The sequence below is a fragment of the Kitasatospora sp. NPDC003701 genome (assembly GCF_053587085.1).
This window is the reverse complement of record NZ_JBSFNM010000126.1, coordinates 1-9363: the sequence shown is the minus strand read 5'-3', so window position 1 is coordinate 9363 and position 9363 is coordinate 1. Positions and strand designations below refer to the sequence as shown.

10 protein-coding genes and 1 pseudogene are annotated in these 9363 nt (G+C 74.1%); 7 read left to right on the top strand and 4 right to left on the bottom strand.

Going from position 1 to position 9363, the window contains the following annotated elements:
* Both ACWDRR_RS43675 and ACWDRR_RS43670 read left to right on the top strand, forming a co-directional pair.
* A pseudogene (locus ACWDRR_RS43675) lies at window positions 1-137 on the top strand (glyoxalase); the annotation flags it as partial.
* A 54-nt stretch (window positions 138-191) separates the two neighbouring features.
* Window positions 192-677 carry an iron chaperone gene (locus ACWDRR_RS43670; protein WP_449777917.1) on the top strand — a complete coding sequence of 162 codons (486 nt, stop codon included), beginning with the start codon at window positions 192-194 and terminating at the stop codon, window positions 675-677.
* 382 nt (window positions 678-1059) lie between these two features.
* Here ACWDRR_RS43670 and ACWDRR_RS43665 read toward each other — a convergent pair whose 3' ends face one another.
* The gene (locus ACWDRR_RS43665; RefSeq protein ID WP_449777916.1) at window positions 1060-2289 is read right to left on the bottom strand and encodes a DUF2254 family protein; all 1230 of its coding nucleotides are present in this window, start codon (window positions 2287-2289) and stop codon (window positions 1060-1062) included.
* A gap of 135 nt (window positions 2290-2424) precedes the next feature.
* Between ACWDRR_RS43665 and ACWDRR_RS43660 the strand changes: the two genes are divergently transcribed.
* Window positions 2425-2679: a LapA family protein gene (locus ACWDRR_RS43660; RefSeq protein WP_449777915.1), complete on the top strand. Its 255-nt coding sequence runs from the start codon at window positions 2425-2427 to the stop codon at window positions 2677-2679.
* Between the two features lie 120 nt (window positions 2680-2799).
* On the opposite strand, the gene ACWDRR_RS43655 is transcribed toward ACWDRR_RS43660, so the two are convergent.
* Window positions 2800-3207 (bottom strand): SHOCT domain-containing protein, encoded by a 408-nt coding sequence (locus ACWDRR_RS43655; RefSeq protein WP_449777914.1) that lies wholly within the window; start codon window positions 3205-3207, stop codon window positions 2800-2802.
* 388 nt (window positions 3208-3595) lie between these two features.
* Here ACWDRR_RS43655 and adhP point away from each other — a divergent pair, with 388 nt between their 5' ends.
* Window positions 3596-4609, top strand: a complete 1014-nt coding sequence (adhP, locus tag ACWDRR_RS43650) for an alcohol dehydrogenase AdhP (RefSeq protein ID WP_449777913.1) — start codon at window positions 3596-3598, stop codon at window positions 4607-4609.
* 78 nt (window positions 4610-4687) lie between these two features.
* Here adhP and ACWDRR_RS43645 read toward each other — a convergent pair whose 3' ends face one another.
* Window positions 4688-5323, bottom strand: a complete 636-nt coding sequence (locus ACWDRR_RS43645) for a hypothetical protein (RefSeq protein WP_449777912.1) — start codon at window positions 5321-5323, stop codon at window positions 4688-4690.
* A gap of 321 nt (window positions 5324-5644) precedes the next feature.
* Window positions 5645-6133 carry a MarR family winged helix-turn-helix transcriptional regulator gene (locus tag ACWDRR_RS43640; protein ID WP_449777911.1) on the bottom strand — a complete coding sequence of 163 codons (489 nt, stop codon included), beginning with the start codon at window positions 6131-6133 and terminating at the stop codon, window positions 5645-5647.
* 115 nt (window positions 6134-6248) lie between these two features.
* Here ACWDRR_RS43640 and ACWDRR_RS43635 point away from each other — a divergent pair, with 115 nt between their 5' ends.
* From ACWDRR_RS43635 to ACWDRR_RS43625, 3 genes are all read left to right on the top strand, one after another.
* A complete protein-coding gene (locus ACWDRR_RS43635) occupies window positions 6249-7736 on the top strand; it encodes an MFS transporter (protein WP_449777910.1) in 1488 nt (495 codons plus the stop codon).
* A gap of 68 nt (window positions 7737-7804) precedes the next feature.
* The gene (locus tag ACWDRR_RS43630; RefSeq protein ID WP_449777909.1) at window positions 7805-8446 is read left to right on the top strand and encodes an alpha-ketoglutarate-dependent dioxygenase AlkB; all 642 of its coding nucleotides are present in this window, start codon (window positions 7805-7807) and stop codon (window positions 8444-8446) included.
* Between the two features lie 88 nt (window positions 8447-8534).
* A partial coding sequence (locus ACWDRR_RS43625; RefSeq protein ID WP_449777908.1) for a VOC family protein occupies window positions 8535-9363 on the top strand: 829 nt, incomplete at its 3' end.

Sequence of the window (9363 nt, the reverse complement as noted above, 5' to 3'; positions counted from 1 at the left end):
TGGCCAAGGACCTCGGCGTCCCCGCCGACGGCACCGGCGCGCACCGCATCGTCCTCGGCGGCACCGCCGACGCCTTCACCGACCCGGACGGCTTCCCCTGGGAGCCCGCCGAGACGCCCGCCCCCACACCGTCCTGACACCCACCCCGCCGCACCCACCCCCGCTTGACCCCGTACGAGAGGAAACCTGCCATGCCGTCCAAGAAGTCGCCCGCCGAGGTCTCCGGCACGACCACCGAGCAGTACAACGGATTCACCGCCGAGGAGCGGGCTGCCATGAAGGAGCACGCGCACGAGGAGAAGAAGGCGGCGGCACGGCGCGGTTCGTCCCGCGCGGAGAAGGCCGCGGCGGAGGAACGGGACGTGCTCGCGAAGATCGCCGAGATGCCGGCGGCGGACCGCGTCCTCGCCGAGCGGATCCACGAGATCGTCAGGACCGCCGCCCCCGACCTCGCGCCCAAGCTCTGGTACGGGATGCCCGCGTACGCCAGGAACGGCAAGGTCGTCTGCCACTTCCAGAGTGCGGAGAAGTTCAAGTCGAGGTACGCCACGCTCGGCTTCAGCGACCAGGCGGCCCTCGACGACGGCGCCGTGTGGCCGACCGCCTACGCCGTGAGGGAGCTGACGGCGGCCGACGAAGAGCGCATCAGCGCGCTGGTCCGGAAGGCGGTGGGCTGAGGCCGGCCGGCGCGGAACCGGCGGCGAGGGAGCGCCAGGGGCGAAGCGCGGGACACCGGGGGAACGAACAAGGCGGCCGCCCCCCGATGGGGAGCAGCCGCCTTGGATGGAGCGCCAGGCCCGGGTCGAACGGACTCTTCCTACTGAAAGTAGGACGTGCTCCAGTAGCACCTCTGACGCCTGACCGAGAGATCATTTCCTCTCGACGGGAAGAACATTAGCAGGACATCACGCCTGGTCAGAAATCGAGTCGGCGGAGCGGGGCATGCACCCGACGGAGCTCCCGGCACCCGCGACCGCACCGTGCGACCGACGAGCGACCGACGAGCGGCCGGGCCGTGCGGCCGGGCCGGGTCGGGCAGCGGCTCCCGGCGGCCGGGGTTCAGGGCTCCTCGCGCTCCCGCCGCAGCCGGGGGAAGCGGGCGGCCTCCTCCTCGTCGAGCCAGCCGAGCCGGAGGACGATCGATCCGCGATGGTCCCCGTGGGCCGGTACCAGCAGGTGCCGAAGCAGACCGCGCATCCGGGCGAGCACCATCGGGGACGCGAAGGAGGCCACCACGAGGTCGTCGACGGTGGTGCGCAGGACCTCCTCCCAGCCGGGCAGCCGGACGACCACCCGCACCGTCCTGCCGTCGTCGTGGACGCGCACGGCGGCGGCCGGGGTCGCGGCGGGCCGGCCCAGGAGGTCCTCCAGGGCCTCCAGGGCCTGGACCGCCGTGGCCGGGTCGTTGACGGCCGGCGAGAGCGCCCGCAGCGCGATGTCGGCGAGCAGCCGGAGCGCCAGGGTCGGGTCCTGTTCCAAGGTCCGTTCCTTGCCCGTGACCAGGGCGCCGAGAACGGCGCCGGCCGGCACCTCCCCGCCGTGCACCTCGGCGACGGCGGCGCCGCGCCGCAGGGTGGTGCCCGGGGCGTGCGGCAGGACGACGACCGCGTCGGCGGCGCCGGCGGCCCGGAGCAGCCGGTCGATGTCCACCTGCTGGAGCACCGCGGGCGGGTACGGCCAGACGACCGTCGAGCGGAGCGCCGGCAGGGCGTCGGCGGCGGTGTCCGTGCCGCCCGGGGCGATCCGCCCGGCCTGGGCCGCCGCGGTGGAGGAGGGGTAGAACGCGTCGAGAACGGCCCGCCCGCGCTCGGCGACCGAGGCGATCACCTCGGCCAGCTGGATGGCGGTGAAGGCCCTGAGCTGGAGGTTCCGCAGCAGGACGGCCAGCAGGAGCAGCAGGACGAGCTCACAGACGAGGACGGCCGCCGAGACCTCAGCGCGGTCGCCGGTGGCGACGACCGCGGTGAGGGAGAAGACGACCAGCCCGATGGTGAGGGCGAAGGTCCGCCAGACGATCGGGGCGTCGCGGAAGAGCGTCAGGCGCGGGGTGAAGGTCGTGGCGGCCCACTGCACGACGAGAAACAGCAGCGAGAAGATCAGGGCGATCGCGCCCAGCAGCCCGAGGCCCAGGGCTAGCACCAGCTCGGTGACGGGACCGGCCGGCACCATCGGCCCGCCGGAGATCCCCGGCAGCGCGATCCCCAGCGCCAAGCCGGCCAGGAGGCCGAACAGCTGGCTGGCACCCGCGCGGATCCGACGCCGGCGGCGCAGCGCGGACCGGGGCCTCACGGCGGCCCGCCGGCACCGGCCCGCCGTTGGGGCGCCGGTCCGGTGGTGCGCCCGGGCCGCCGGACCGGGTGTGGAACCGGGGAGCCGGACTGCTCCGAACGGGCCCCGGTCGGCGGGCCGCACCATACTGGGAGCATGGCGCAGAACACTCCTCCGCCGCATCGTCCGCCGACCGTCACGGTCAAGGGGCGGGACGTGCGGCTGCGTACGATCGGGGTCGCCGTCCTGGCGGTGCTCGCCGTCTGGTTCATCGCGGCCAACACCGGATCGGTCTCCATCACCCTGTGGGTCACCTCCGTCACCCTGCCCCTGTGGGCGGTCCTCACCGTGACGCTCGTGACCGGGCTGATCATCGGCTACTTCCTCGGCCGCCGGCGGGCCAGGGGCTGAGCCCCGGCCGCGACCCCGGACCTGCGGGCCCGGGGAACCGGGAGGTCGCACACCTCGACGCGGTCCCGCGGGCCGCGCCGGCGGGCCGTGGGCGTCTTCCCACGACCCGCCGGCCCGGCGTCAGGCGAGCAGCTTCTCCTTCGCCTTCCGGAACTCCTCCTCGGAGATCGCACCGCTGTTCTTCAGGTCCGCGAGCTTGGCCAGTTCGTCGACGTGGCCACCCGATCCGCCACCGCCGCCCTCGGTGCCGGCCGCTTCCTTGACGTACGCCTTGAACGCGGCATCGGCCTCCTTCGCCTGTGCCACGTCACGCTCGCCCATCGATCTGCCGCGCACGATCAAGTAGACGAACACGCCCAGGAAGGGCAGCAGGATCACGAAGATCAGCCAGCCGGCCTTGCCCCAACCGCCCATGTCGTGGCTGCGGAAGATGTCCGAGATGATCTTGAAGAGCAGGAAGAACCAGAGGATGAAGAGGAAGAGCTCCAGCATCGTCCAGAACAGGTTGAGCAACGGGTAGTCGTCCACGGTGTCCTCCTCCCGCCGGCCGACCGACCGTCGGCGGCCACGCGGTGAACCGCGCCGCCCGGAGATGGACGGCGGCCAAACGAGTCATATCACCGCAATTCGACCACCGCATTCCGGAATTCGAACGGTTGCCCAGGGCGTCGGCCGACCCTGCCGCCGACCGGCGGCTCCCGCCGCGCACGGCCCAGGCCGGCGCCGCTGCACCCGGTCCGGATCCGGGCCGGATTCGGGCCGGATTCGGGCCGGCCAAACCTCTCCGGCCCGGATCCGGGCGAAGCACACCCGTTCGGATCAGTCCCGGCTGCGGCCGCTCACCCCGGCGGGTGAAGCTGCTGACGGCTGCGCCCCGCGCGCCGCCGCCGGCACAGCGAGCAACCGAGGGAGAGCGATGAAGGCCGCCGTCGTGCACGACTTCACCCGACCGCTGGTGATCGAGGACCGGCCCGTCCCGGCTCCCGCGCCGCACCAGGTGCTGGTCCGGATCGAGGCCTCCGGCCTCTGCCACACCGACATCCACGCCGCGCACGGCGACTGGCCGGTCAAGCCCGCGCCGCCGTTCGTCCCCGGGCACGAGGGCGTCGGCGTGGTCGAGGCCGTCGGCGACCTGGTCCGGCACGTCCGGGTCGGCCGGCGGGTCGCCATCGCCTGGCTCGCCGACGCCTGCGGCCGCTGCGACCAGTGCGTCTCCGGCTGGGAGACGCTCTGCCTTCGGCAGCACAACAGCGGGTACTCCGTGGACGGCACCTACGCCGAGTACGCACTCGCCCACGGCGACTACGTCATCCCGGTACCGGACGGGATCGACCCGCTGGACGCCGCACCGCTGTCCTGCGCGGGCGTCACCACCTACAAGGCCCTCAAGGTGTCCGGCGCCGGCCCCGGCACCCGGGTCCTGGTCTCCGGCATCGGCGGGCTGGGCCACCTGGCCCTGCAGTACGCCCGGATCTGCGGCGCCGAGACGATCGCCGTCGACGTCACCGACGACAAGCTCGCGCTGGCCCGGGAGTTGGGCGCCGACCACGTCCTCGACGCCCGCACCCAGGACGTCGCCGCCGAGGTGCAGCGGCTCGGCGGTGCCCACGCGGCCGTCGCCCTGGCGGTCAGCAACGCCTCGTTCCGGGCCGCGTACGGAGCGCTGCGGCGCGGCGGCACCCTCGTCCTGGTCGCCCTGCCCGCTGACGGGAAGCTCGAACTCCCGGTCTTCGAGACGGTGTTGAACGGCACCAAGGTGATCGGATCGATCGTCGGCACCCGGCAGGACCTCGCCGAGGTCTTCCGCCTGCACGCCCTCGGCCGCACCCGCGTCATCCGCGAGACCCGTCGGCTGGAGGAGGTCAACTCCTGCTTCGACGAGGTGCTCGCCGGGAAGGTCTCGGCCCGCCTGGTCTTCGACCTGCGCTGACACCGCACCCCCGGCGGACCGGCCACCCGGCCGGGCGGACCGGCGAACGGCGGGCGGGCGGGCGAACGGCGGTCGGGCTCAGCGGTCGCCGACGAGGGCGAAGGCGAAGGCCAGCCGGCGGTCGACCCCGTCCCCCTTGACGGTGACCTTCTTGCTGCCCTCCGAGACCATGACCACCTCGTCCCCGGCCCGCCACTCCAGCGTGCGCGGCTTGGCGGGCCGGTCACCGCCCTCCGCCCCGAGGCTCGTGAGCGCGTCGAGCGCCCCGAGGAAGCTCTTCTCGACCACCCGCGCGGCGATGTCCCTCGCAGCCCCGCTCACCCACTCGTTGCGCCCCAGGATCGGCGGGTGGCCGGGCTGCTCGATCCGCCAACTGTGCTTCAACGGGCGGGCGCGGGGCGGGATCCGGCACAGCGTGCCGACGATCCCGCCCCGCGCGTCGTGCACGTCGTGGTGCCGCTCGGCGCCGACCTCCCGGCCTCCGTCGTCGATGACGCAGAGCAGGAGCCGGCACTCGGCGTCCACGTAGAGGGCGAGCCGTTCGCCCTCCCGACCGATGAACGCGCAGGGGGCGAGGACCCGGCGCTCCGTCCCGTTCCTGGGGACGCGCACGGCGAGCGGCCCGAACGTGGGCGTCCTGCGCCTGGCGGTGACGGGGCGCTCGGTGTTGCCGACGACGAAGTCGCGGACCCGCTCCCAGGCGACGGGGAGCACCGGAGGCTCCTCGACGGGTTTGCTCCTACCAAAAACCACTGCGACCCCCCGGGCCTGACGCCGTTCCGATCGGACCGTTCATCCCGCGCGTCCACGCCCGCCGCCGGGCGACCGACGTGCCGCACGCCCGGCCGGGCCCTCTCCCGGCGCGGACGGACAGTGTCCCTCTCAAGATCCCTGCGCATCAAGGTCCGCAGGGGGATCCACCACGGCCGGCACCGACGACAGCGAGCACGGGGGGGTTCCACCGCCGAGGAGCGGGCCGCGACGAAGGACCACCCCGACCGGCCTCGGGGCCGGCCCCGAAGGGTGCGGCGGCCGTCAGGCGCCCGGGCGCGGCTCGGCCAGATGGGCGTCCATGGTGACGTTCAGATCGGTCACGAAGGACTCGAACCGCTCCAGGAGCTCCGGCGGGTAGTGCGACATCGCGGCGTCCAGCCGGACGGCGAGCGGGCCGAAGAACTCGTCCGCGCGGTCCTGGATGTGCGGGCCGCTGCGCAGGGTGATGACGCGCCGGTCGGCGTGTTCGCGACTGCGGGTGATGTGGCCCGCGGCCTCCAGCCGGTTCAGCAGCGCGGTGGTGGCGCCCGTCGAGAGCGCGATGCGCTCGCTCAGACGCGCCGGGGAGAGCGGGGCGCCGCGCTCCTCGGCCGCGGCGATCTCCAGGACCGCGGTCGCGTCGGTGGAGTGCAGGCCGAGCCAGGCGGCGAACCGCCGGCTGAGCTCGGCGTAGTGGCCGCCGTACACCCGCAGGCCTTCCATCAGCCGTTCACGCCGCGCCGCCACGCCGTCGTGCATCGGGTCCGCCATGGAGGCCCGCCACCTTTCACTCCTGCCGCACGGTCCGCGTCGCCGGCCGCTTTGACAACTTACCGCCACCAATTTACCTTCATGGTGGAATTACTTCATCATGGAGGTATCGAGCATGCACGACCCGTCCCCCACCGTCGGCGAGACCACCGGGCCCTACCGGTGGCGCTGGCTGATCCTGGTGGCGATGCTCGTCGCGGAGATCATGGATCTCCTGGACGCGTCGATCGTCAACGTCGCCGGCCCGGCCCTGGAGGAGTCCCTCGGCGCCGGTTCCGTCGGCCTGCAGTGGGTGATCGGCGGCTACGCGCTGACCCTGGGAGCCGGACTGGTGCTCGGCGGACGGCTCGGCGACCGCTACGGGCGGCGCCGGATGTTCCTGATCGGCCTGGCCGCCTTCACCGCCACCTCGCTGCTGTGCGCGCTGGCACCGGACATCGGGTCGCTGATCGCCTTCCGGCTGCTGCAGGGCACCGCCGGCGCGATGCTCCTGCCCCAGGGCCTGGGCCTGCTGCGCGAGAACTTCTCCGGCGCCGAACTCACCAAGGTCTTCGCGGTCTTCGGCCCCGTCCTCGGCCTCGGCGGCATCATCGGCCCGGTCCTGGGCGGCTTCCTCGTCGAGGGCGACTTCTTCGGCCTGGGCTGGCGGTCGGTGTTCCTGGTCAACCTGCCCGTCGGCGCGGCGGCCCTGATCGTCGCCGCGCGGTTCGTGCCGAAGCGGGCGGGCGACCGCGCGGTGCGGGTGGACCTGGCCGGCGCGGCGCTGGTCGCGGCGTCCTGCGCGCTGCTGGTACTGCCGCTGAACCAGGGACAGGAGGACGGCTGGCCGCTGTGGACGTGGCTCTGCATGGCCGCCTCCGCCGTCGGTTTCGCCCTGTTCGCGCTGCAGCAGCGCCGCACGGCCGCGGCGGGCCGCGAGCCACTGGTGACCCCGGGCCTGCTGCGCAAGCCGGCCTTCACCGTCGGACTCGGCGGCATCGCGCTGTTCTTCGGCGGACTGGTCGGCACGCAGCTCGTACTGACCCTCTACCTCCAGGTCGGCCGGCACTTCAGCGCCGGTGACGCGGGGCTGGGCAACCTGCCGCTCGCGGTGGGCACGGCGATCGGCGGCGCGGTCAGCGGCGCGTTCCTGGCGGACCGGATCGGCCGCGCCGTCCTGCAGATCGGCCCGCTGGTCCAGCTCGCCGGCGCCGTCCTGCTCTGGTTCGAGCTCGACGCCCTCGACCCGGCGTCGTTCTCGATCCTGGACATCGTGCCGGGCGTGGCCGTCTGCGGCATCGGAGCGGGCCTGGTGATCGCCGCCCTGTTCAGCTTCGTCCTCGCCGCCGTAGACGACCACGAGATCGGCTCCGCCTCCGGGGTGCTGTCCGCCGTGCAGTCCATCGGCGGGTCGGTCGGCGTCGCGGTCTTCGGCTCGGTGTTCTTCGCCCGGGCCGGGACCGGCGACTTCACCGCCGGCTACCACCGCGCCCTGGTCGTCCAGGCGTGCCTGCTGGCGGCCTTCCTCGCGATCACCTTCCTGCTGCCGAGGAAGGGCCGGCCCGAGGAGGAGCAGCACGGCAGCACCACCGATGCCACCGACCCCCGGCACGCCGCCGTGTGAGGTCCCGGCCGGGCCGGCCCGGGGAATTCCTTTCGAGCATGTGTTCGATAACGGCGTAGGCTGGATCCATGCAGAGCACCGTTCACCTCCAGCCCTCGCTGTTCGACGACACCGACGGGGGCGGGGCCGCGCTGGGGCCGCTCACGGGGGTGCGGCGGGAGGTGCTGGGGGCCGGGGCCTGGGTGGACGTGCTGCCGGGGTGGGTGCGGGGAGCCGCCGGGCTGTTCGAACAGCTGGCGGCGCAGGTGCCGTGGCGGGCCGAACGGCGGGAGATGTACGAACGGACGGTGGAGGTGCCGCGACTGCTCGCGTCCTACGGCGAGCGGGACGCGCCGCCGCACCCGCTGCTGGGCGCGGCCCGGGCGGCGCTGAGCGCGCACTACGCGGGGGAACTGGGCGAACCGTTCCGGACGCTGGGGCTCTGCTACTACCGGGACGGGCGCGACAGCGTGGCCTGGCACGGCGACCGGATCGGCCGCGGGGAGCGCGAGGACACCATGGTCGCGATCCTCTCGGTGGGCGAGCCTCGGGCGCTGCTGCTGCGGCCGCGCGGCGGCGGCGGCCCGGTCGTCCGGCACCCGGTGGGGCACGGCGACCTGCTGGTCATGGGCGGGTCGTGCCAGCGGACCTGGGAGCACGCCGTCCCGAAGACCGCCCGGCCGGTGGGGCCGCGGATCAGCATCCAGTTCCGGCCGCGCGGGGTGGCCTGAGCGACGGGCCGGGGCGGGCGCCCCGGTTGCCGGGGGCCCGGGGGTCGCGGAGGCTGGCCGAGGGGTCCGCCAGGGCTTGGAGGACGGCATGCCGAAGGCCGGCAGGTACCACGAGGGCGTCCCGTGCTGGGTCGAGCTGGCCGCGCCGGACGTCGAACGGGCGCGGCGGTTCTACGGCGAACTGTTCGGCTGGGAGTACGTGGCGACCGGGCCGGTGGGTGAGGAGTACCTGGTGGCCACGGTGCGCGGGGTGCAGGTGGCGGGGATCAGGCCGCGCCGCACGGTCGACGGGCTGGGCCCCCCGGCCTGGACGACCTACCTCGCGGTGGACGACGCCGACCGGGTGGCCGGGCTGGTCCAGGAGGCGGGCGGGCTGGTCGTCTTCGAGCCCTTCGAGGTGCCCGACCAGGGGCGCGGGGTGCTCGCGGTGGACCCGCTCGGTGCGGTGTTCGGGCTCTGGCAGGGGTCGCTCAATCCGGGCGCCGGCCTGGTGAACGAACCCGGCACCCTCGCCTGGAACGATCAGCTCTCCCCCGATCCGGACACGGCCCGGGAGTTCTACGGGAGGGTCTTCGGCTACGGGTACGACGCCGCCGCGGCCGACCACACGGTGGTCCGGGTCGGCGGGCTGCCGGTCGGCGGGATCGGCGGGGACCCGGGCATCGACCCGGACGGCCCGCCGGCGTTCTGGGCGGTGTACTTCGGGGCGGCGGACACCGACCGGACGGTGGAACGGGCCGTCCGGCTCGGCGGGAGCGTGCTGGACGGCCCGGAACCGACGCCGTTCGGGCGGCTGGCGGTGGTGCGCGACGACGGCGGGGCGGTGTTCACCCTGATCTCCGTCCCCCCGGGCGAGCCGGGCGTGCCGGAGTCGGCTGGCGGGGCGGGGCGGCCGGGGCCGGCGGCGGCGCCCCCCC

Bases quoted from the DNA above. Each gene is read 5' to 3' on its own strand.
- ACWDRR_RS43670 (WP_449777917.1), top strand. From the start codon at position 192: ATGCCGTCCAAGAAGTCGCCCGCCGAGGTCTCCGGCACGACCACCGAG.
- ACWDRR_RS43660 (WP_449777915.1), top strand. From the start codon at position 2,425: ATGGCGCAGAACACTCCTCCGCCGCATCGTCCGCCGACCGTCACGGTC.
- adhP (WP_449777913.1), top strand. From the start codon at position 3,596: ATGAAGGCCGCCGTCGTGCACGACTTCACCCGACCGCTGGTGATCGAG.
- ACWDRR_RS43640 (WP_449777911.1), bottom strand. From the start codon at position 6,133: ATGGCGGACCCGATGCACGACGGCGTGGCGGCGCGGCGTGAACGGCTG.
- ACWDRR_RS43635 (WP_449777910.1), top strand. From the start codon at position 6,249: ATGCACGACCCGTCCCCCACCGTCGGCGAGACCACCGGGCCCTACCGG.
- ACWDRR_RS43630 (WP_449777909.1), top strand. From the start codon at position 7,805: ATGCAGAGCACCGTTCACCTCCAGCCCTCGCTGTTCGACGACACCGAC.